Below are 19944 nucleotides of genomic sequence, written 5' to 3' on the forward strand. Positions count from 1 at the left end.
TCGCTTTCGCTTTGCCGGGGTGCCATCCTGACACGTAGCGCCCCTGCATCCCGCAGGGTCGCCTGATTTTGTGGACCTGCAGGAACGTGTCTGAATACGACAACCAGGGTGGCACCGGCCCGATCGAGGCCGAGGTGAAATGGTACAACAGCCGCAAGGGCTTCGGCTTCGTGCTCGGACCTGACGGCAGCGACGTCTTCTTCCATGCCTCGGCCCTTACCGAGGCTGGGATCGAGCCGCCGGACACAGGTGACAAGCTGGTCTGTGAGATCGGCTCCGACCGGCAGGGCCGTCGTCTCGTCACCCGCATCGTTGAGCTGAAGCGCGGCGAAGGTGGTGGCATGGGTGCCCGCCCGCCCCGTCGCGACTTCGGTGGCTCGCCGGGCGGTGGCTTCGGCGACCGTCCCCCGCGCCGCGACTTCGCCGGCGGCGGTGGCTTCGGCGACCGTCCCCCGCGCCGCGACTTCGGCGGCGGCGGTGGCTTCGGCGATCGTCCCCCGCGTCGCGACTTCGGTGGCCCGCCGGGCGGCGGCTTCGGTGGTGGTGGTGGCTTCGGCGACCGTCCCCCGCGCCGCGACTTCGGTGGCCCGCCGAGCGGTGGCTTCGGCGACCGTCCGCCACGCGCCTTCGGGGACCGTCCGCCGCGTCGTGAATTCGGTGGCCGCGATGAAGGCGGGCCGACCTACGACGTCAACGGCACGGTCAAGTGGTTCGACCAGGTCCGCGGCTTCGGCTTCGTGACGCCGGATGACGGCGGCCAGGACGTGTTCCTGCATTCGTCGGTCCTCCAGCGCGCCGGCAAGCAGGACGTTCAGCAGGGCGAGAAGGTCAATCTCGAGGTGCGTGACGGCCAGCGCGGTCGCCAGGCTGTGAACATGAAGGACTGACCCTCGCGGTCAGCCCGAAAAAGGCCCCGTCGCCGGAAGGCGCGGGGCTTTTTTTATGCCGGGTCGCGTTTTTCGACGCGCGTTAGCACTCTCTTCACCTCTCGCGGCCACAGTGGCCTCGGACGGGAATATCCCGTTCATCGTGAAGGGAAGATCCCGCAATGAGCCTCAATTCGGTGAACACGAACGGCGGTGCCATGGTGGCGCTGCAATCGCTCAATCGCACGAATGAGGCGTTGAATATGACGCAGAAGCGCATATCGACGGGCTTTCGTGTCGCGGACGCCAAGGATGATGGCGCCGCCTTCGCCGTCGCCCAGTCGGTTCGCGCCGACGTTGCCGGCCTCACCGCCGCGAATGAACAGCTCGGCGGCACCAAGGGCATTCTCGATACCGCGCTGTCCGGCCTGACCAAGGTCTCCGACACCATGACCAAGGTGCGCGAGACGCTGGTCCGCCTGGCCGACGACACGCTGAACACCGACCAGCGCGCGCAGTACGAAACCCAGTACGAAGCCCTGCGCACCCAGATCACGAACTTCATCGCCGATGCGACCTATAATGGTCGTACCCTGCTCGACACCAATGCCGGCAATGGCGGTGGCGACATCACCACCACCCGCAATGAATCAGGCACCACCTATACGCTGACCGCCGCCGATGGCGCCGGCACCATGGTCGTCGCCGCCGCACCGACCGATGCCGCGACGGCGCAGGCCGCCATCGCCGCGGGTGGCGACTGGGCAACGGTGAACACGCAGATCGCCGATGCGCTGAACCGCTTCGGTTCCGACTCGCGCTACATCGACTCGCAGGTCGCCTACAACCGCGACAAGCTCGATGCGCTGGATGGCGGCCTCGGCGCCCTGATCGACGCCGACCTCGCGAAGGAATCCGCCCGGCTGCAGGCCCTGCAGATCCGCCAGCAACTCGGCACCCAGTCGCTGTCCATCGCCAACCAGGCGCCGCAGTCGCTGCTCAGCCTCTTCAAGGGCTGATCAGCCGTAGCGGCGCGGCCGCAACCCGGCGAAGAGGTAGCTGCCGAGCGAGACGACGTCGTGCACCGGCAGCCCCAGGGCCGCCTGCAGCGCCGCCGCATAGGGCGGCATGTTGGTGCATTCCAGCACGATGGCGCCGATCTCGGGATGCGCCGCGACCAACGCACGGCCGGCTTCAAGGATGTCCCTCTCCGCCGCCGCGGCGTCAAGCTCGGCCTTATCCTGGCGCACCAATACGCGGTACAGCTCACCGTCCTGCGCAATGCCGGCCACCGGCGTGTCCGGCGCCATGCCGGAAGCGGCCAGGTGCGCCGGCGTCAGGGACACCGGGCTCACCGTGATGACGCCCACGCGCCGCCCCGCCGGCAGCAGGGCCTCCACCCACGGAACCTGGATCAGGGAGGAGGTGGCGACCGGCACGCCGATCGCCGCGGCGATCTCCTTCTGGAAAATGCACAGGAAGCCGCAGCTGGTGGTGATGGCTTCCGCGCCGAGTGCCACCAATTCCTGGGCCGCCGCGATGAAATCCGGCAGCAGGCCGCGAGCGCCCTGCAGCACCACGCGTTCGGGCGTCGCCCCCGGCACCACCCGGTACAGCACCGGGAAAGGCCAAGTCAGTCCATTGCCGATATCGCCCGGAATGCGCGGAAACCGCGTCTCCAGCATGATGATGCCGAGTGGTGCGCCCTGGACGGGCTTCACGCCGCGCGCAATCCGCGCGAGATTCGGGGTAGGGAAGGAAGGGTTCATGGCCACCGAGGCTAGAGCGTTTTCCGCCAATGCGGAATCGGCAGCGGTCGACACCCCCATCCGCCCCCGGTGAACCGGTCCCGGGCCGGGGAGGGGCGACGGCGCAGCGCCCTGGCATCCCGGTGGGCAGGCACCTACCTTCCGACAACAAGAAGGAGACCGGGACTGATGATCCGCCGTACCCTGATCGCCGCGGCCTTTGCCGCGGCCGCCCTGCCGGCCATCGCGCAGGACGCCCCCTGGCCGAACCGGCCGATCACCATCATGGGCGGCTTCCCGAACGGGGCGGGCACCGACATCTATGCCCGTCGCCTGGCCGAACCGCTGTCGCGCGCGCTGGGCGTGCCGGTGGTGGTCGACAACCGCAGCGGGGCGGGCGGCAACATCGCCTCCGAATACGTCTCGAAGCAGCCAGCCGACGGCTACCTGTTCATGTTCGGCACCGCCGGCACGCACGCGATCAATGCCGCGCTGTATCGCCGCCTGCCGTTCAACGTGACGCGCGACTTCACCCCGGTCGTGCTGCTCGGCGACGTGCCGAACGTCATGCTGGTGAACCCGGAAAAGCGCCCCAACCTGCAGACCTGCCAGGACGTGCTGGCGGCGGCGCGGGCCCGGCCGCAGGCGATCACCTATGCCTCGACCGGCAACGGCGCCTCGACGCATCTCGCCGGCGCGCAATTCGCCACCGCGGCGAACCTCCAGTTGCTGCACGTGCCCTATCGCGGCCAGCCCGGGGCGATCGCCTCGCTGCTCGCCGGGGATACGGATGTGTTCTTCAACCAAACCGGCCCGTCGATGGGCCCGATCCAACAGGGCCAGGTGCGCGCCCTGGCGGTGCTCTCGCGTGAGCGCCTCCCCGCCCTGCCCAACGTGCCGACCGTCGCCGAGGCCTGCGGCCTGCCGCCGATGGACACCTCCACCTGGTACGGCCTGCTCGCCCCGGCCAACCTGCCGGCGCCGATACTGCAGCGGATGAACGCCGAGGTGAATCGCATCATCTCCACCCCGGAATTCCGGACCTGGCTGATCGAGAACCAGGCGATCACCCCGCCGGCGGCGCCGAATTCGCCCGAGCAGTTCCGCGAGACCCTCGCCGCCGACATCGCGCGCTGGGCCGAGGTGGTGCGCGTCTCCGGCGCCACGGTGGACTGACCCCAGTCGCCGCCCGGCCGCGCAGAGTGGTTTTCGTTCGCCCGTGCTCGCGAAGCCGCTCTACCGCTTTGTTTTCGCGCGCATCTTCACGCGTCTGGCTGATTCCAGCCCGACGCGATCTGCCCTAGAAAGGGAAGCGATGGACCACGCCGCATCCGATGCCGAGGGACGCTGGCACGCCGCGCGAACCGTGGCGCGGCGTTGGCGGCGCGCTGAGGCCACCGAGGTGCAACTCGGCCTGTCGCTCACCTTCGTCGCTGGCGCGATCAATGCCGGCGGCTTCATGATCGTCGGGCAATACACCTCCCACATGACGGGCATCGTCTCGGCGTTGGCTGACCATGCCGCGCTCGGCATGGGGCAACTGATGCTGGCGGGGCTGCTGGCGCTGCTCAGCTTCATGGCGGGCGCGGCGCATTCCGCCTGGCTGATCAATTTCGGCCGGAGGCTCGCCTGGCGCAGCCGCTACGCGCTGCCGCTGCTGGTCGAGGCCGGGCTGCTGCTGTGCTTCGGCTTGATGGGCGCGCTGTTGCCGGTCGAAGTGGTCGCCATCCCGGTGGTGCCGCTGCTGTGCTTTCTGATGGGCGTGCAGAATGCCTGCATCACCAAGATCTCCGGTGCGCGGATCCGCACTACCCATATGACCGGCATCGTCACCGATCTCGGCATCGAGCTCGGCAAGCTGACGTATTGGAATGCCGATGCCAGGACACCCGCGCCCCGGGTCGTCGCCGATCGCGCCAAGATGCGGCTGCTGGCCGGGTTGCTTGCCAGCTTCGCGATCGGCGGGCTGGTCGGCGCGCTGGCCTTCGCGCGGATCGGTCTCGCTGCCTGCCTGCCGCTGGCGGTGCTGCTGCTGGTGCTGGCCAATGCGGTGATCCCGGCCGAGGAGCGCTGAGGGGACCGAAAGAGGCTTCGCCGCTCCCGAGCCTTGGGATAGTGCGGCCAGGCTCACCAAAGCCCGGCGGCTTTCGCATGCCGGAATTTCGGAACCATCTTCAAGCTATTGGTTTTTCAATATTTTTAACCGAATCAGTGACTTTGCCGAATTCAGATCTGCGCTGGCCTCGAGACCCACCGTTGTGCGCAGTGCATGCGCCCCGCTGCAGCATGCCTAGGCTGCCTGGCACCAACAAATGGCTTTCCAAATGACACTGGCATTTGGTGCGGTGGGTCCGGGAGGGGCAAGAGCCCCTTTCGGGCCTTGCCTGCCCTCACGCCTCGACCAGCCGCCCGCCTTCCACCTTCAGCCCGCGATCATGGAACTTAGCCACCGCGGGCCGATGCGCGATGGAGACCAGCGCCGTCCCCGGCAGCCGTTCCTTGAGCCGCGCGTACAACCGCTCTTCCGCCCCCGGGTCGAGGCTCGCCGTCGCCTCGTCAAGGAACAGCCAATCCGGCTTGAGCAACAACGCGCGCGCCAGCGCCAGGCGCTGCTGCTCGCCCCCTGACAGCCGCTTGTCCCAGGCATCGGCATCCTGCAGGCGCGGCACCAAATGGCCGAGCTCGGCCGCCTCCAGCGCCTCGGCCACCTGGGCGTCGGTGAAGCCCGCCTCATCCTCCGGGTAACACACCGCGCGCTTGAGGCTGCCGAGCGGGATATAGGGCCGCTGCGGCAGGAACAGCGCGCGCCCGGCGGCCGGCAGCGCGACGTGCCCGGACCCGAAGGGCCAGATGCCGGCAATGGCGCGGAAAAGCGTCGACTTGCCCGACCCCGAGGCGCCGGTGATCACCACCGAATCCCCCGGCGCCACCGTGGCCCGGGCGCCTTCCATCAAACGCCGCCCATCGGGCAGCGCGAGCGTCACATCATCGATCACCAACCCCGGCTGCGACCCCTGGGCGGCGACCGGCCCGGTGCCGGCCGCGCGCGCGACGGTGACGGCGCGGGTGAAGCCGGTCAGCCGTTCGACCGTGGCGCGCCATTCCGTCAGCACCGAATAATTCTCAACGAACCAGGACAGCGAATCCTGCACCTGGTTGAAGGCGCTCGAGGTCTGGATCAGCCCACCTAGCGGAATCCGCCCGGCGAAATAGGCCGGCGCCGCGACGACGATGGGGAAGATGCTCGCCACCTGCTGGTAGCCGACGGTGAACAGCGTCAGCCGCTTGGTCGCCGTCATGATCGACCACCAATTTTCCATCAGCGCGCGGAAGCGGGTGGTCAGGCCGCGCTTCTCATCCGCCTCGCCGCCATGCAGCGCGATGCCTTCGACATTCTCGCGGAACCGCACCAGGGCGTAGCGGAAATCCGCCTCGACCTTCTGCTGGTTGAAGTTCAGCCGGATCAGCGGTCGCCCGATCAGATGCGCCAGCCAGGTGCCCGCCATCGCATAGATCAGCGCCACCCAGACCATGTAGCCGGGGATGGTGATGCCCAGCACCGTCACCGGCCCCGACAGCGACCACAGCACCAGGATGAACGACCCCAGCGTCACCACCGATCGCATCAGCCCCAGCCCGAGGCCCAGCGTCTGCCCGACGAACATCCGCGCATCCTCGGCTATGCGCTGGTCGGGGTTGTCGGTCTCCGGGTCGGTCAGCGCCATGCGGTAATAGGCGCGGCCCTCGAGCCACTGCGTCAGGTAGATCTCGGTCAGCCAGCGCCGCCAGCGGATCTCCAGCGCCTGGCGCAGATACAGCGCATAGACCGCGATCAGGATGTACAGCGCCGCGACCAGGGTGAAGGACGGCAGGAAGCCGCCCTCCTCGGACCGGTGCCAGGTGAATAGCAGCGCCGTGAAGGCGGCCGCGTCCTTCGCCTCCAGCGCGTTGTAGAAGGCCCGCTGCCAATAGGTGAGCACCACCGTCATGCCCACCAGCGACAGGTTCAGCACGATGACCGTGGCCAGCAGCCCGCGCGCCCGCCAACGATCCTCGCTGGACCAATAGGGGCGCGTCAGCGCCCAGGCATCGCGCAGAAAGGGGCTGAGGGCACGCATCAAAACTCTCCTTCAGCCGCGACGCAGCCGGTCCTCGAAGGCGCCGAGCCACGCCATGACGCGCGCCCGGTTCACCCCGAAATCCGAACGGCCCAGCAGGCTGCGCGAATAGAGCCAAAGCCCGGTGCCGTCACCTGCCGGCGCCGCCTCCGCCACCACGATGTCGGGGTAGTTCATTAACCGCGAACGCACCACCCACTGCGCCTGGAAACGGGCCGGATAGTCGGCGAGGGGGTAGGTGCGCGGCTGCCCGGCGGCGATGGCGCGGATCGCCGCGAAGGCGGCCTCCGTCGTCACCGGAAACGGGTCGTGGTGCAGGTGCCCCTGGCCCGGCGCCGTGCTCGGCGTCAGCAGGCAGGTATTGGGCGAGGACGGCAGCACCAGCGTCGCGAAGTCGAGCGGCTGGGGCGGCGGCACACCCTCCGCCCCGCGCGAGAAGATCAGCCCGATCATGCCCGCGCCCGCAGCCGGATGACGCCGCGAACCTCCACGTCGAGATCGACCGGCTTGCCCTTGCGCAGCACGTCGATCTGGCCTTCCCGCGCCAGCACCGTCGCCTCGCGCCGAATGCGGGCCAGCAGCGATTGCCAGTTCTCGCTGGTCAGGGCGCGCGCCACATCCTCGGGCGTGAAGCTCTTTTCCGGGCCGCAGGCGCGGGCCTGGGCAAGGATCGCGTCACGGATCGCGGGCTCGCTCATGGCGCGACCCAGCTCGCCGCCATGGCGCCATCGGCGGCCCAGTCGAACCGGGCGCGGGCATGCCCCGCCGGGTCGAGCAGCAGCCAGTCCAGGTGGTCGAAACGCAGCAGCACGGCGGCGAAATGCGCCCGCCCACCGACGGGATCCTCGGGCGCGGCGGGCGGGGCGGGCAGGGCGGTGCCCGGTGTCCAGGCGGTGGCGTAGGTCATGCGGCTGGTCTTTCTGCTGGCCGCCCAGGCGGCATCGGCAATGGCATCGTCATGGTGCAGCGTCGCACGCCCGGCCAAGCGCAGCTGCATCCGCGTCGCCGCATCATAGCCATGCAGCACGGCGCGCGGGTCGGCGATGAGCTCGGCGTATTTGGCGCTGCGGCAATCGGTGTGGATGGCGAGGCAACGGGTCGCGGCGTCGAAGCCGCGCAGCACCACCGTCCGCAGCGCCGGCGCGCCATCGCGGCCGATCGTCGCCAGCGCCGGGGTGTGGAACGCGCCGTGGCGGAGCCGCGCGCCCGCTTCCAGGGCGGCGAAGGCGGCCCGCAGCGCCTCCTCCAGCGTCATGCCGGCACGGCGTCAGCCGGAGCAGCGCCGGCGCGGCCGATCCGCTTCTCGAAGGGCTGCACGGCAAGGCCGGCGCCGATGAGGGCAAGGCGTTGGGTCATCCTCGCCGGTATGGCGCCATTCCGGCGCTTCGCAAGCCCTCGCGGGCCGTCCTGGCATGTCGGCGCCGGCCTGCGCCGCCTGAAACGGCATCGCCGGCCTGGATCGGTCGTGCGCCGGCGATGCGGGCCGGCGCCGCCAGCCCTCAGCCGTAGGCCCGTTCCACCAGCGGCCCCTGTGCCGGCAGGGCGGCGATCTCGCGAATGATCTTGCGCCGCACCGCGCCGGAGAAGGATTCATACCCCTCGGCTACCATCAGGAAGGCGCCCGGCCCGCCGATCACCTCGTCGCGATAATATTCGTCCACCGGCGGCAGGCCGGCGAGCAGCGCCGAGGGCTGCGGCGTGCGGTCTAGCACGGCGAGGCCGTTCAGCACGATGCCGCGGTCCAGCGCCTCGGCTCGCGCGGCGGCAAGTTGGCGGCCGGAATTGTTCACCCCGTCGCCTGAGATGTCGACGACGCGGCGCAGCCCCTCGAAGCGCTGGCCGAATTGGGTGGCGGCGAAGTCGATCGCGCCGGAGATCGAGGTATAGAGATAGGTCTCGCGCGAGGCGCCATCGAGTGCTGCGGCGAAACGTGCGCAACTGGCCGCCCCGTCGAGCTGCATCCAGGGGACCAGCGTGTGCTGGATGTTCCAGTCCGACCAGACGAACAGGGTGACAGCAATGGCGCCGAGCGGGCCGCCGGCGATGCCTTCGGCCAGGCGAGGGTCGCGGAAGGCCTCGGCATAGCCGCGCATCTGCATCTCCATCTCCTCGGCATCGACCGAGCGGGAGACATCCACCGCGAGCACCAGTTCGACATCGACCTCAGTCGAGGCGCGGGCATTGCGTGATGTGATCAGGGCCGGGGCGGCAAGGCCGGCGGCGAGCAGAACGCGTCTGGACAGGGGACGCAGCATGGGAACCCTCCTGCACGGCCAGAGTGGGTAGTGGTCTTTCCTGTCCGCTCCGCATCGAAGGTTTCTTGCCTGCACAAATAAGGAACGTCGTTGTGCGTCGCAACATATATCTCAGCGATACTGTCATAAAATGCCGCTATCGAGAGCAGAATTGTCCATTACGCGGGCTTGGGGGACGGGTACCGCCCATAAAGCAGGCATGGAAAATCAAGGCGGTTCAGGCGCTACCAATCGATGTGCATTTTTTGAGAATAAATGACGTTGTCATGCACGCATTTGGTGTGAAGTGATGTGCGGCATTCATGAGAGGCAGCACCATGCCAGGCTTGACCCCTCCCGATCCGATGGAAGCCGGCGGTGGTGCCGATGCCGCGCGCATCTAAAACGACCTCACCTCGGACTGGGTGGGTTTCAGCGACCCCTATCAGCGCCTGATCCTGATGGTGCGGGAATTGTTCTGGCAGGCCGACCTGCATACCAACCCGGTCTCGCTCTATGGCGGCGCCTGCCTGTTCTGCGGCGAGCATGTCGAACTGGCCGATGGCGGCGTGTTCTACTCGCAATGGCGCGCGGCGCTCGACGTCGGTGTCTTCCCCGGCGGGGAGCGCATCAGCAGCCACACCAGCACCCACACGCAATACGAAATCGCCATGCCGCCGGCTGGGGGACGCATCTGTTCGGCGTGCGCAACGGCGGCACCGGGTTCCAGAACGAGACCTACGCGATCACCACGACCTGGGGTGACTTCTTCGGCCATGTCGGCACGACCGTCGAATATGGCGGGAGCAGGCTGCTCGCCTTCGCCGGTGCCGGGACGGTGCCGAACATCGGCGCCAATGGGAGGTGGCCGCTCGACGATGCCCATCCGCAGCGCCTGCCGGGCGCCTGGTGCGACGCCAATGCGGCTAGCCTGATCGGCCAGTTCGGCTGGTAGGAACGCCGCCGCGGCCCTGCTTCAGAAACCGCCACCGGACGCCAGCCAAGCCTGCTCCGCCGGCGTGCTTTCCCGCCGCAGCGCCGCGTTGCGGTGGGGAAAGCGGCCGAAGCGGGCGATCACCGCCCGGTGCCGCCACGCGTAGTCGATCGTCCCATCCGGCTTGGCCATGCGCGGGTCGTCGCGCAGCCCCTCGAACAGCGCGACCGACAGGTTCTGATCCGCCATCGCCTCGGAATGTTCGAAGGGCAGGTACAGGAAAATGCGCTGGGTCGGCGTCAGGCCGAGATCCTGCCGCCGCACCAGCACGGCGTCCCGCGCGATCACCCGCATCAGCGGATCGGCGATGAAGGCCTCCGCCCGGCCGCGATGCAGGTTGCGGGAGAATTGGTCGAGCAGGATCGCCAAGGCCAGCACGCCCGCGCTGGTATTGCGCCACGTCGCCAGCGCATCGGTCTGCGCCGCGGCAGCGAGGTTGCCAAAGCGTGTGCGGATCTCGTCATCGAATTTGTCGTCGCGCTTGAACCAGGCGTCGCGGAACGTGTCGGGTCCCTCGGCGAACCAGAAGGACAGGACGTCGAGCGGCGTGGTCATGCCAGGGCCCTTTCCAGCAATTGGACGGAATGCAGCGCCTCCCGTCCTGCCAGATCGGCGATCTGATGGCGACAGGATGTGCCATCCGCCACGATGAAGGCGTCCGGCGCGGCCGCGCGCACCGCTGGCAACAGGGACAACTCGCCCATCGCCTTCGACGCCGCCAGCGTCTCCGCCTGATAGCCGAAGGCGCCGGCCATGCCGCAGCAGGACGACGTGATCGGCGTGACCGTCAGCCCCGGGATTCGCTTCAGTAGCGCGACGGCCGGCGGGAAGGCGCCGAAGGCCTTCTGGTGGCAATGGCCATGGATATGCGCCTCGCCCGGCAGGGGCTTCAGCGGCAGCACGGCCTTCTCGCGGTCGAGGAATTCGCTCAGCAGGAAGGCGCGGGCGGCCAGCGCGCGGGCCGGTTCGCCTGGCAGCAGCGCGAGGAACTCATCGCGTAGCGTTGTCAGCGAAGAAGGCTCGATGCCAACCACCGGCGAGGCGTGCGCGGACAACGCCTCCAGTGTGCGCCGCGCTTCGTCGCGCGCCCGATCGACCAGCCCGGCGGAAAGCAGCGTGCGCCCCTCATCCAGTGGCCGCGCACCGCGCGCCGCCCGCGCGATGGCCGGGTCATAGCCAGCAGCGCGCAGCACGGCGATGGCGGCGCGCAGATTGGCAGGCTCGTAGTACCGATTGAAGGCATCCGGCAGCAGGATGACCTCACGTTCGCGCCCATCCGGCACGCGCAACTCGGCGTCATGAAATGCGCCCCAGACGAAGCGGGGCAGGGACCGTTCCGCCGCGAGGCCGAGCACCGTCTCCGACAGTCGTGCCAGCCCCGGCACCGTATCCCGCGCATTGGCCAGCGGCGGCAGCAACGACGCCCAGCGCGCCCAGCGCGGCATCGTCGCGATGATGCGTTCCCGCCAGCCGATGCCATGCGTTTTCGCCCGTGCCGCCAGCACCTCGATCTTCATTCGCGCCATATCGACGCCGGTCGGGCATTCCCGCTTGCAGCCCTTGCAGGACACACACAGCTTCACCGCTTCCGCGACCTCATCGGACGCCAGCGCCCCAGGCAACTGCCCGGTCAGCGCGAGCCGCAGCGTATTCGCCCGCCCACGCGTCAGATGCTGCTCATCCCGCGTCGCGCGATAGGATGGGCACATGACGTTGGCGTCGAACTTCCGGCAGGTGCCGTTGTTGTTGCACATCTCGACCGCGCTCAGCAGCCCGCCCAGCGGCCCCGGATACTCGGACCAGTCGAGCACCGGCGTGATCGCCGCATCCGCCGCATAACCCGGCGCGTAGCGGAACAGCGTGCGGTCATCCATCTTCGGCGCCCGCACCACGCGTCCCGGGTTCAGCAGTGCCTTCGGGTCGAACGCGTCCTTCACCTCCTCGAAGGCACGGGCGATGCGGCTGCCGAACATCGGCTCGTTGAATTCCGAGCGCACGATGCCGTCGCCATGCTCGCCCGAATGGCTGCCCTTGTATTCGCGCACCAGCGCGAAGCACTCCTCGGCGATGGCGCGCATCTTCCGCACATCCTCGCCATTCTTCATGTTCAGCACCGGCCGCACATGCAGGCAGCCGACGGAGGCATGCGCATACCAGGTGCCCTTGGTGTCGTGCTGCGCGAACACCTCGTTCAAACGCTCAGTGTAATCAGCAAGATCGGGCAGCGCGACCGCGCAATCCTCGATGAAGGACACGGGCTTCCCGTCGCCCTTCATCGACATCATGATGTTGAGCCCGGCCTCGCGCACCTCGGCGATGGCGGCCTGGAACCCGGCATCCGTCGCGCGCACTACCGCATCCGGATAGCCGAGATCGCCCATCATCTCCTCGAGCCGGTCGAGTGCCTGCAACAGCGGCGCCTCCTCATGCCCATGGAACTCGACGATCAGCAGGCTGTCCGGCTCCCCCTTCACCATCTGGTCGATCGTCGCCCGATAGATCGGGATCGACCGCCCGAGGTCGATCATCGTCCGGTCCACCAGCTCTACCGCCTCTGGATTCAGCGTCACCAGATGCTGGGACGCCGCCATCGCCGCGCGGAAGGTCGGGAACTGGCAGATGCCGAGAGTCTTGCGCGGCTTGATCGGCCAAAGTTTCAAGTCCAGCGCTGCGGAAAACGCGAGCGTCCCCTCGCTCCCCACCAGCAGCCGCGCCAGATTGCCGCGCCCCTCCGCCCGTGCCGCCGGCGTCAAACTTTCGATGTTGTACCCACCAACCCGCCGCAACTGGTTCGGAAACCGCGCCGCGATCTCCTCCGCCTCGCGCGCCCCCAGCGCGCGCAGGCGCTGGATCAACTCGGCCGCCGGCGCCGGTACATCCCCACCGAGATTGTCCGGCATCTCGCCGAAGGTGAAGCGCGACCCATCCGCCAACAGCGCATCGATCGCCGTGACATTATCCGCCATCAACCCGTAGCGAATGGACTTCGACCCGCAGGAATTGTTCCCCGCCATCCCCCCGATCGTGCAGCGCTGCCAAGTCGACGGATCGACCGGAAAGAACAGCCCATGCCCCTTCAACGCATCATTCAGCGCCCCCAACGTGATCCCCGGCTGCACCCGCGCCATCCGCGCCGCCGCATCCACCTCGATCACGCCGCGTAGATACTTCGTGCAATCCAGCACCAGCGCCCGGTTCACGGTCTGCCCGCATTGCGACGTCCCGCCACCGCGCGCGAGCACGGGGATGCCTTCCTCCCGGCACAGCGTCATCGCCGCCTGCACATCGTCCAGGCTGCGCGGCACCAGCACGCCGTAGGGTTCGATCTGGTAGATGGACGCATCCGTCGCATACCGCCCGCGATCGGCCGGCGCGAACAGCACCTCGCCCTGTGTCTCCCGCCGCAATCGGTCGGCCAGCCGGCTGTCGCCGAGGCTCGGGCGTGTCTTCATCTGGACGTTCATCGGCGCAACCCCGGTACTACGGAAGCGGACCCTACAGCCCGTCGCCCCATCAGCCGAATGGATACTCCTGATGGATTGCACAAGCCCCGCTCATGGCCCCGACGCGCCGAACTCATTGGCACCGCGCCGCGCCCTGGCGCATGAAGTGCCCGAGAACACGGGAGCCCATCCATGGCCTACTACCAATCCAAGCCCACCGCCGGCCGCCACTTCCTGCAGATCCCGGGACCCACCAACGTCCCCGACCGCGTGCTGCGCGCCATGGACAACCCCACCATGGACCATCGCGGCCCGGATTTCGGCCGCTTCGGCAAGCAACTGCTCGAGAAGGTCCGCCACGTCTTCAAGACGCAATCCCACGTCATCATCTACCCGGCCTCCGGCACCGGCGCCTGGGAAGCCGCCCTGACCAACACCCTGTCCCCCGGCGACCGCGTGCTGATGTGCGAGACCGGCTGGTTCGCCCATCTGTGGCAGGAAATGGCCGGCCGCCTCGGCATCGTCACCGACCTGGTCAAGACCGACTGGCGCCGTGGCGCCGACGTCGCCCAGATCGAGGCCCGCCTGCGTGACGACAAGGCGCACGCCATCAAGGCTGTCTGCGTCGTCCACAACGAGACCAGCACTGGCTGCACCACGCGCGTGGACGAGGTCCGCCGCGCCATGGACGCCGCCGGCCACCCGGCGCTGCTGCTGGTGGACACCATCTCATCCCTGGGCTCCATCGACTACCGCCATGACGAATGGGGCGTGGACGTCACCGTCGCCGGCTCGCAGAAGGGCCTGATGCTGCCCCCCGGCCTGTCCTTCAACGCGATCAGCGCCAAGGCTCTGAAGGCGTCCGAGACGGCCAAGCTGCCGCGCTCCTTCTGGGACTGGAAGCCGATGCTGGCATCCAACGCGACCGGCTACTTCCCCTACACCCCGGCGACCAACCTGCTCTATGGCCTCGACGCCGCGGTGGACATGCTGCTGGAAGAAGGCCTCGACAACGTCTTCGCCCGCCACGACCGTTTCGCCGAAGCCACCCGTCGCGCCGTCCGGCACTGGGGCTTCGAGATCCAGTGCGCGGAACCGCGCCACTACTCCTCGGCACTCACCGCCGTGCGCCTACCCGAAGGCCATTCCGCCAACGCGCTGCGCGCGACGATCCTCGAAAAGCACAACATGTCGCTCGGCAACGGGCTTGGGCAGCTCAACGACATCGTCTTCCGCATCGGCCATCTCGGCGACTTCGGCGACCTGCCGCTGATCGGCACGCTGGGCGGTGTGGAGATGGGCCTGCGCGAGGCCGGCGTGCCCTACAAGGCCGGCGGCGTGCTGGCGGCGATGGACTACCTCGCCGGCAATGCGTGACGTCATCCCGGCGTCGCGGATGGGCGAAGCCGGGATCAGGGGCGCCGGGTTTCACGGTGCCCCATCGCCGCCGAACGCCGGATCACCGCTCACCCGTCCGGCAGGCCTCGAATGCCGGGCGCGGCCACGCCGCCCGCCGGCGGCAGGCGGCTTGGGCTATGGTCGGCATCGCAGGCGATGAATGCCAGCCACAGCTGGCCATCCGGTCAGGGCGGGGCCGACGTGGCGGCTGGGTGGAGGGTTGGTGCGATGGATGCTGAAGAGTTTCGGCGCAGCCTGGATGAGGCCGCGCCGCCGGACGGGTTGCCCACCCCGCTGCTGGCGCTCTGGTGGGACGCTCGCGGGGACTGGCAGCGCGCCCATGAGGCCGCCCAGGCCGGCGAGGACGCCGACAGCGCCTGGGTCCATGCCTATCTGCATCATCGGGAAGGCGACCTCGCCAATGCCGGCTACTGGTACCGGCGCGCCGGCAAGCCAACGGCAGGCATGCCGCTCGACGAGGAAGCCTCCGCCATCCTGGCCACGCTGCTGGCACGCTGAGACCAACGGCACGAGGCATTGACTCGTGCCGAGGCCGATAGCGTTGAGAAAGCCAAGCAAACCGGAGGTTTGCGCCCGGCGCTTGAGGGCAGGGAAGAGCGGATGCCAACGATCGAGGAATTCGGCCGTTGCTGTGAGGCGCGCCACCGCCACCCACCAAGCGCCTGCGGTCGGAAACGGGCCGAATGGCGCGTTTGCAGACAGCCTCTCAGGCCGGCAACAGTCGCCCGTGTTCCTGCAGCCAGCGCGTGACCTCGGCTGCCGCCGCGCGCAGCCGCGCCGTCTCGGGCAAGTCCGCCGCCCGGTACAGGGTCTTCTCAACCCGGATGGGCGGCACCTCCAGCACCAAGGTCTCGTTCACCGTGCCGCGGTATTGCGAGAGATGCTCGGCCGGAATGTCGCGCTCGAACAGCGCATCGCCCAGCAGGCAGTCCAGCATCAGCAGGATCATCCGCCGCGGCGGCGCGCCCTGCCACCGCTCGACGTCAAAGACCGTGAAATCGGCCGGGGTCGGCCGCGCCTTGGTCCAGGTCGCCACCGCATCATCGCCGGCGGCAGCCAACTCGAGAAGGTCCGACGCCCAGTCCGGCCCGACCTCGCCACCCCGGCGCCAGTAACTCGCGCGGAAACCGCGCTGCACGAACCCCACCGGATCGCCGGCATAGCTCCGGCGCAGCGCCGCGGCGTCGGCCACCCAGGGGGCGGGTTCAATAGCCATGGTTCTTCAACACCTGGTCGTAATGGCTCTGATGCGGGTGGGGCAGGGTGCCATCGGCGGCCGGCCAGGTCTCGGCCATGATGTCATTCGGCGGCGCGCCGGGGTTCTTCGCCGTGCCTGTCGGCGTGTCGTGGTAATCGTCATCGAGGCCGAGTGTGTGGCCATATTCATGCGCGATGCGGCGCGGCCGGCCGGCATCGGTCGCCGCCGCCGGGGTCTGCCGCCCCTCGCCATTGCCATAGAGCGACTGGTCCATGCGGTTCTGCGCCGGATCCACGGTGATCTGGTCATAGCCGGCCGTCGCCGTGCCGGAGGTATTCACCTTCGTGTTGACCTGCACATTCACGGCATAGGTCTCGCCATTCACCGTCATGGTGCCGGACCAGGTGTCCTCGATCTGCTTCTTGGCGGCATCGGCATAGGCCTGGGTCGCGCCCGGCCCGGAATATTCCATGTTTGTCGTGATATAGACCGTCTTGGTGATCGGATCGACATAGACCCGCGTGCTGCCGTTATGCGCGGCGATGGCCGCCGCCTGGCTTTGCATGTTGGCGGCAGCACCGCCCACCAGCACGGTGAAGCAACCCAGAATGATCATGCCCCCATGCAGGGAGGTATCGAGGATGCGCGATTGCGGCATCTTGCACGACAGCACCGTCGTCGATCCCTGCGCGATGACATCCGGCGGGCCGATGCAGGTGCACACATCGAGCGCGCGCGCGGCCGGCAGCTTGCCGATCAGCACGGTCGTCGCCCCCGGCGAGGTGATCGGCCCGCCCACATGCGGCACGATGCCAGTCACCATCGGGCAGAGATGCAGGTCGGTCAGGCGCGCGGCGGGAAAGCCGACCATTCCTCACATTCCCCATGTTGCACCATGCCCGGTACGGCGGGCCGTGATGCAGTATAGGCAAGCCTACACGTCCCAACGTGCGATGAAGCTCACGATGTCGTCCGACTGGAAATCTTCGAGCCGCTCCATCACCGTCTCGAACGGCCAGTCCCACCACGCGATGCGGCGCAACGCATCGGCGATCGCGGGCGGGAAGCGGTCGCGGATCACCCGCCCCGGCACGCCGCCGACAATCGCATAGGGCGCCACATCCTTCGCCACCACCGCCCCGGCCGCGAGCACCGCCCCATCGCCCACCGTGACGCCGGCGAGCACGGTCACGCCATGGCCGATCCAGACATCGTTGCCGATGGTCACCCGCGCCGCCCGCCGCGCCTCGAAGAACGCCGCGTCGCGCTGCTTCGAGGCGTCGTAATACTCCGGCACATAGGTGAAGCGATGCAGCGAGGGCCGCTCCATCGGATGGTTCGGCGGCCCGATCCGAACATGCGCGGCGATGGCGCAGAATTTCCCGATCGTCGTATCCGCCACCTGGCAGTCATGCCCGAGATAGGAGGCGTCGCCGATCGTCGAATACTCGACCGCGCAGCGCTCCAGCACTTCGCAATGCGCGCCCAGCACGACCTCGCGCAGCTTCACGCTCGGATGCACAAAGGTCTCCGCGAGCTTCGCCCGCTTCACCGCCTGGTCCATCGACACCCACCCTCAGATAAACGAAGGAATCCCCGGCGCCGGCAACGCGATCTCGCTCGTCAGGAATTCCTGCAACTGCTTACCGAACCCGCTGTCGCATTCCAACGGCGCGCCCGGCGGCGACGCCATCGACGGCACGATCACCCCCGCCCCGGGCGGGAACCGCGCCGAATCGAGGATGCCGAGATTGAATCCGAGGCTCGGCAACATCCGCGGCTCCCGCAGCGGCGTCGGCGGCGGCCCGTAGAACCCGAACCAGCGCACCGGCAGGGGCAGCTCACAGGCATTCTCCCACCGCTTCCCCGGCTCGAGCTTGGTGAAATACGGTACCGGCTCGGATTCCACCTTCCGCCCCTCCGGCACGCTCGGCACCCATTTGCCGATCACGACGCGCTCGCCCGAACCGCGCGCGGCGAACAGCAGCGCCGGGTCGCGGTCGCGATTGCCGACATTGTCCTGCCTGAACAATACCGCCGCGACGAAGATGTCGGTCACCCGCGTGTTGACCAGCACGACGTCGAGATACAGCGCTTCGCGCGTCAGGCCTGTGATCGTGACCGAAAGGCTCGCCATCGGGTTCGTTCCGTCCGTCGTTCAGTAGCGGGGGCGCTGGTATTCATGCGGGTTCTTGCTGATCCCCTGGTCGTCGAAATCCTTGCGCAGCTTGTTCTCGGTAAAGGGATCATTGGCATAGGGCCCGAGCCCGACCGCCTGCTGCTCATACCCTGGCGCGGAATAGGTATTGCCATCCGCGCCGGTGTAGTTGCTGGTCGCCTTCACATTGGTGCCGTGCACATCGTGGTCGGCGTGGATCAGCTCATGCCCCAGCCCGATCGCCGGGTCGCGCGTCTGGTCCGGCCGGCCGTTCAGCTTGTCCTTGTCGGGGTTGAAATGCACCACGGCATCGGTGCCCGCGCCGGGCGCCCCGGTCAGCGGGTTGGTGTAGCCGGCCCCGTCCTCGGAATTGGTGCCGTCGGTACTCTGCTTGATGGTCGTCGTATGCGGCGCCGCATCCAGGCTCTGCAACAGGGCCAGCCCGGTCGGCGTCGCCGCCAGCTTGGCCAGCGCCATCATCGTCTTGAGCTGGAATTCCGGTGACCCCTCCAGCTTGATCTGCGACTTGCCCGACAGGATCTTCGCCAGCAACGCCGCGGCGGCCCCGCCGCCGCCACCGCCGCCACCTGCCCCGTCGCCGACCAGCACGGTGAAGCAGCCGAGCACGATGATCCCGCCATGGGCGCAGTTATCCAGGATGCGCGCCTGCGGCATCTTCATCGTCATCACGGTCGCCGAGCCCTTGGCGATCATGTCTGGCGGCCCGACGCACACACACATGTCGGTCACCCGCGCGGCCGGCAACTTGCCGATCAGCACGGTGGGCGCGCCGGGTCCTGCGATCGGCCCGCCGACATGCGGCACCAGCACCGTGAACATCGGGCAGATGTGCAGGTCGGTCAGCCGTGCGGCGGGGAATCCGACCATGTCTCTTCCATCACTCCATCAAAGCCAATGTCGCGGCCCGCGGGCGTCGCGGCAAGCGCCGCTCCTGCCATGCCCGCGGCGTTGTCACCCCGTGCCGGCTGGCGCACCCTTCGCCACTGACGAAGGAGAGCACCGATGCCGTCACCCATTCAGCTCTGGACCTGGCCGACCCCGAATGGCCACAAGGTCCATATCCTGCTGGAGGAACTGATAGAGGAGGGCAGGGGCCTGCCCTACGAAGTGATTCCTGTCGCGATCGGCAAGGGTGAGCAGTTCCGCCCCGAATTCCTCGCCATCACCCCCAACCATCGCATCCCCGCCATCATCGACCCCGAAGGCCCGGGCGGAGCGCCCCTCAAGTTGTTCGAAAGCGCCGCGATCATGCTCTACCTGGCCGAGAAGGCCGGCAGCGCGCTGATTCCGACCGACCCCGCCACCCGCTACACCGCCCTGCAATGGCTGATGTTCCAGATGGGCGGCGTCGGTCCGATGTTCGGCCAGTACAACCACTTCGCCAACTACGCGGTCGAGAAACTGCCCTACGCGATCGAGCGTTACACGAATGAGGTGGCACGGCTGCACCGGGTGCTCGACAAGCGCCTGGCGGAATCGCCCTATCTGGCCGGAGAGGCATATTCGCTGGCCGACATCGCGACCTTTCCCTGGATCCGGAATCCGGAGCGGCGCAACGTTGATCTCGGTCAATATCCGAACGTCCAGCGCTGGCACGATGCCATTGCCGCGAGGCCCGCTGTCCAACGCGGCGTCGCGGTGCTGGCAGAGAACCAGCGTCGTGGCACCATGACCGATGCCGAACGTGAGATCATGTTCGGCAAGACCCAGTTCGCGGCGCGCTGACGGCGCCCGGACCAAGAAAG

The 19944-nt window shown here is 68.1% G+C and carries 22 protein-coding genes; 8 read left to right on the forward strand and 14 right to left on the reverse strand.

Annotated elements, in window-relative coordinates; all coding sequences use genetic code 11:
• Nucleotides 1–86: 86 nt before the first annotated feature.
• Nucleotides 87–887, forward strand: a complete 801-nt coding sequence (locus IEY36_RS08380; protein WP_188966579.1) for a cold-shock protein — start codon at nucleotides 87–89, stop codon at nucleotides 885–887.
• A gap of 161 nt (nucleotides 888–1048) precedes the next feature.
• A complete protein-coding gene (locus tag IEY36_RS08385) occupies nucleotides 1049–1885 on the forward strand; it encodes a flagellin (RefSeq protein ID WP_188966580.1) in 837 nt (278 codons plus the stop codon).
• On the opposite strand, the gene IEY36_RS08390 is transcribed toward IEY36_RS08385, so the two are convergent.
• Entirely contained in the window at nucleotides 1886–2587 is a 702-nt protein-coding gene (locus IEY36_RS08390) for an aspartate/glutamate racemase family protein (RefSeq protein ID WP_229681211.1), read from the reverse strand. It abuts the gene before it with no gap.
• Between the two features lie 216 nt (nucleotides 2588–2803).
• Between IEY36_RS08390 and IEY36_RS08395 the strand changes: the two genes are divergently transcribed.
• Nucleotides 2804–3790: a Bug family tripartite tricarboxylate transporter substrate binding protein gene (locus IEY36_RS08395; RefSeq protein ID WP_188966582.1), complete on the forward strand. Its 987-nt coding sequence runs from the start codon at nucleotides 2804–2806 to the stop codon at nucleotides 3788–3790.
• Nucleotides 3791–3929: 139 nt separating this feature from the next.
• Nucleotides 3930–4688 (forward strand): YoaK family protein, encoded by a 759-nt coding sequence (locus tag IEY36_RS08400; protein ID WP_188966583.1) that lies wholly within the window; start codon nucleotides 3930–3932, stop codon nucleotides 4686–4688.
• A gap of 316 nt (nucleotides 4689–5004) precedes the next feature.
• On the opposite strand, the gene IEY36_RS08405 is transcribed toward IEY36_RS08400, so the two are convergent.
• From IEY36_RS08405 to IEY36_RS08430, 6 genes are all read right to left on the reverse strand, one after another.
• On the reverse strand, nucleotides 5005–6732 hold the full coding sequence (locus IEY36_RS08405) for an ABC transporter ATP-binding protein/permease (RefSeq protein ID WP_188966584.1): 1728 nt from the start codon (nucleotides 6730–6732) through the stop codon (nucleotides 5005–5007).
• A 12-nt stretch (nucleotides 6733–6744) separates the two neighbouring features.
• Nucleotides 6745–7185: a DUF1499 domain-containing protein gene (locus tag IEY36_RS08410; RefSeq protein WP_188966585.1), complete on the reverse strand. Its 441-nt coding sequence runs from the start codon at nucleotides 7183–7185 to the stop codon at nucleotides 6745–6747.
• Nucleotides 7182–7430 (reverse strand): DUF3253 domain-containing protein, encoded by a 249-nt coding sequence (locus IEY36_RS08415; protein ID WP_188966586.1) that lies wholly within the window; start codon nucleotides 7428–7430, stop codon nucleotides 7182–7184. Before IEY36_RS08415 ends, IEY36_RS08410 begins: the two co-directional genes overlap by 4 nt.
• On the reverse strand, nucleotides 7427–7987 hold the full coding sequence (locus IEY36_RS08420; RefSeq protein ID WP_188966587.1) for a pyridoxamine 5'-phosphate oxidase family protein: 561 nt from the start codon (nucleotides 7985–7987) through the stop codon (nucleotides 7427–7429). Before IEY36_RS08420 ends, IEY36_RS08415 begins: the two co-directional genes overlap by 4 nt.
• 244 nt (nucleotides 7988–8231) lie before the next feature.
• Entirely contained in the window at nucleotides 8232–8987 is a 756-nt protein-coding gene (locus IEY36_RS08425) for a DUF1194 domain-containing protein (RefSeq protein WP_188966588.1), read from the reverse strand.
• Between the two features lie 224 nt (nucleotides 8988–9211).
• Nucleotides 9212–9607, reverse strand: coding sequence for a hypothetical protein (locus tag IEY36_RS08430; RefSeq protein WP_188966589.1), 396 nt, complete (start codon nucleotides 9605–9607; stop codon nucleotides 9212–9214).
• Between the two features lie 62 nt (nucleotides 9608–9669).
• On the opposite strand from IEY36_RS08430, the gene IEY36_RS08435 reads away from it, so the two are divergent.
• The gene (locus IEY36_RS08435) at nucleotides 9670–9921 is read left to right on the forward strand and encodes a hypothetical protein (RefSeq protein WP_188966590.1); all 252 of its coding nucleotides are present in this window, start codon (nucleotides 9670–9672) and stop codon (nucleotides 9919–9921) included.
• 21 nt (nucleotides 9922–9942) lie between these two features.
• On the opposite strand, the gene IEY36_RS08440 is transcribed toward IEY36_RS08435, so the two are convergent.
• Together IEY36_RS08440 and IEY36_RS08445 are read right to left on the reverse strand one after the other, a co-directional pair.
• Complete coding sequence (locus IEY36_RS08440; protein ID WP_188966591.1) at nucleotides 9943–10515, reverse strand: DUF924 family protein; 573 nt, start codon at nucleotides 10513–10515, stop codon at nucleotides 9943–9945.
• Nucleotides 10512–13412 carry an FAD-binding and (Fe-S)-binding domain-containing protein gene (locus IEY36_RS08445; RefSeq protein ID WP_229681212.1) on the reverse strand — a complete coding sequence of 967 codons (2901 nt, stop codon included), beginning with the start codon at nucleotides 13410–13412 and terminating at the stop codon, nucleotides 10512–10514. The genes IEY36_RS08440 and IEY36_RS08445 overlap by 4 nt, the downstream gene beginning before the upstream one ends.
• 183 nt (nucleotides 13413–13595) lie before the next feature.
• On the opposite strand from IEY36_RS08445, the gene IEY36_RS08450 reads away from it, so the two are divergent.
• The gene (locus IEY36_RS08450; protein ID WP_188966593.1) at nucleotides 13596–14780 is read left to right on the forward strand and encodes a pyridoxal-phosphate-dependent aminotransferase family protein; all 1185 of its coding nucleotides are present in this window, start codon (nucleotides 13596–13598) and stop codon (nucleotides 14778–14780) included.
• A gap of 249 nt (nucleotides 14781–15029) precedes the next feature.
• Nucleotides 15030–15320: a hypothetical protein gene (locus tag IEY36_RS08455; protein ID WP_188966594.1), complete on the forward strand. Its 291-nt coding sequence runs from the start codon at nucleotides 15030–15032 to the stop codon at nucleotides 15318–15320.
• Between the two features lie 208 nt (nucleotides 15321–15528).
• Here the strand turns inward: IEY36_RS08455 and IEY36_RS08460 are convergent, their stop codons facing one another.
• The 5 genes from IEY36_RS08460 to IEY36_RS08480 all read right to left on the reverse strand — a co-directional run bounded on the left by IEY36_RS08460 (nucleotide 15529) and on the right by IEY36_RS08480 (nucleotide 19066).
• Nucleotides 15529–16038 (reverse strand): hypothetical protein, encoded by a 510-nt coding sequence (locus IEY36_RS08460; RefSeq protein WP_188966595.1) that lies wholly within the window; start codon nucleotides 16036–16038, stop codon nucleotides 15529–15531.
• Nucleotides 16028–16891, reverse strand: coding sequence for a PAAR domain-containing protein (locus IEY36_RS08465; protein ID WP_188966596.1), 864 nt, complete (start codon nucleotides 16889–16891; stop codon nucleotides 16028–16030). Before IEY36_RS08465 ends, IEY36_RS08460 begins: the two co-directional genes overlap by 11 nt.
• Nucleotides 16892–16954: 63 nt before the next feature.
• Nucleotides 16955–17584, reverse strand: a complete 630-nt coding sequence (locus IEY36_RS08470) for a DapH/DapD/GlmU-related protein (RefSeq protein ID WP_188966652.1) — start codon at nucleotides 17582–17584, stop codon at nucleotides 16955–16957.
• Nucleotides 17585–17596: 12 nt separating this feature from the next.
• A complete protein-coding gene (locus tag IEY36_RS08475; protein WP_188966597.1) occupies nucleotides 17597–18157 on the reverse strand; it encodes a hypothetical protein in 561 nt (186 codons plus the stop codon).
• A gap of 21 nt (nucleotides 18158–18178) precedes the next feature.
• Nucleotides 18179–19066 carry a M91 family zinc metallopeptidase gene (locus tag IEY36_RS08480; protein WP_188966598.1) on the reverse strand — a complete coding sequence of 296 codons (888 nt, stop codon included), beginning with the start codon at nucleotides 19064–19066 and terminating at the stop codon, nucleotides 18179–18181.
• A 135-nt stretch (nucleotides 19067–19201) separates the two neighbouring features.
• Here IEY36_RS08480 and IEY36_RS08485 point away from each other — a divergent pair, with 135 nt between their 5' ends.
• Complete coding sequence (locus IEY36_RS08485; protein ID WP_188966599.1) at nucleotides 19202–19924, forward strand: glutathione binding-like protein; 723 nt, start codon at nucleotides 19202–19204, stop codon at nucleotides 19922–19924.
• Nucleotides 19925–19944 lie beyond the last annotated feature (20 nt).

This window comes from Neoroseomonas lacus (assembly GCF_014644535.1).
GTDB lineage: Bacteria > Pseudomonadota > Alphaproteobacteria > Acetobacterales > Acetobacteraceae > Neoroseomonas > Neoroseomonas lacus.

Coding starts and splice junctions, on each gene's coding strand:
- IEY36_RS08405 (WP_188966584.1), bottom strand. CDS start 6,732: ATGCGTGCCCTCAGCCCCTTTCTGCGCGATGCCTGGGCGCTGACGCGC.
- IEY36_RS08460 (WP_188966595.1), bottom strand. CDS start 16,038: ATGGCTATTGAACCCGCCCCCTGGGTGGCCGACGCCGCGGCGCTGCGC.
- IEY36_RS08475 (WP_188966597.1), bottom strand. CDS start 18,157: ATGGCGAGCCTTTCGGTCACGATCACAGGCCTGACGCGCGAAGCGCTG.
- IEY36_RS08465 (WP_188966596.1), bottom strand. CDS start 16,891: ATGGTCGGCTTTCCCGCCGCGCGCCTGACCGACCTGCATCTCTGCCCG.
- IEY36_RS08425 (WP_188966588.1), bottom strand. CDS start 8,987: ATGCTGCGTCCCCTGTCCAGACGCGTTCTGCTCGCCGCCGGCCTTGCC.
- IEY36_RS08410 (WP_188966585.1), bottom strand. CDS start 7,185: ATGATCGGGCTGATCTTCTCGCGCGGGGCGGAGGGTGTGCCGCCGCCC.
- IEY36_RS08470 (WP_188966652.1), bottom strand. CDS start 17,584: ATGGACCAGGCGGTGAAGCGGGCGAAGCTCGCGGAGACCTTTGTGCAT.
- IEY36_RS08385 (WP_188966580.1), top strand. CDS start 1,049: ATGAGCCTCAATTCGGTGAACACGAACGGCGGTGCCATGGTGGCGCTG.
- IEY36_RS08485 (WP_188966599.1), top strand. CDS start 19,202: ATGCCGTCACCCATTCAGCTCTGGACCTGGCCGACCCCGAATGGCCAC.
- IEY36_RS08415 (WP_188966586.1), bottom strand. CDS start 7,430: ATGAGCGAGCCCGCGATCCGTGACGCGATCCTTGCCCAGGCCCGCGCC.
- IEY36_RS08445 (WP_229681212.1), bottom strand. CDS start 13,412: ATGAAGACACGCCCGAGCCTCGGCGACAGCCGGCTGGCCGACCGATTG.
- IEY36_RS08400 (WP_188966583.1), top strand. CDS start 3,930: ATGGACCACGCCGCATCCGATGCCGAGGGACGCTGGCACGCCGCGCGA.
- IEY36_RS08450 (WP_188966593.1), top strand. CDS start 13,596: ATGGCCTACTACCAATCCAAGCCCACCGCCGGCCGCCACTTCCTGCAG.
- IEY36_RS08455 (WP_188966594.1), top strand. CDS start 15,030: ATGGATGCTGAAGAGTTTCGGCGCAGCCTGGATGAGGCCGCGCCGCCG.
- IEY36_RS08420 (WP_188966587.1), bottom strand. CDS start 7,987: ATGACGCTGGAGGAGGCGCTGCGGGCCGCCTTCGCCGCCCTGGAAGCG.
- IEY36_RS08395 (WP_188966582.1), top strand. CDS start 2,804: ATGATCCGCCGTACCCTGATCGCCGCGGCCTTTGCCGCGGCCGCCCTG.
- IEY36_RS08480 (WP_188966598.1), bottom strand. CDS start 19,066: ATGGTCGGATTCCCCGCCGCACGGCTGACCGACCTGCACATCTGCCCG.
- IEY36_RS08440 (WP_188966591.1), bottom strand. CDS start 10,515: ATGACCACGCCGCTCGACGTCCTGTCCTTCTGGTTCGCCGAGGGACCC.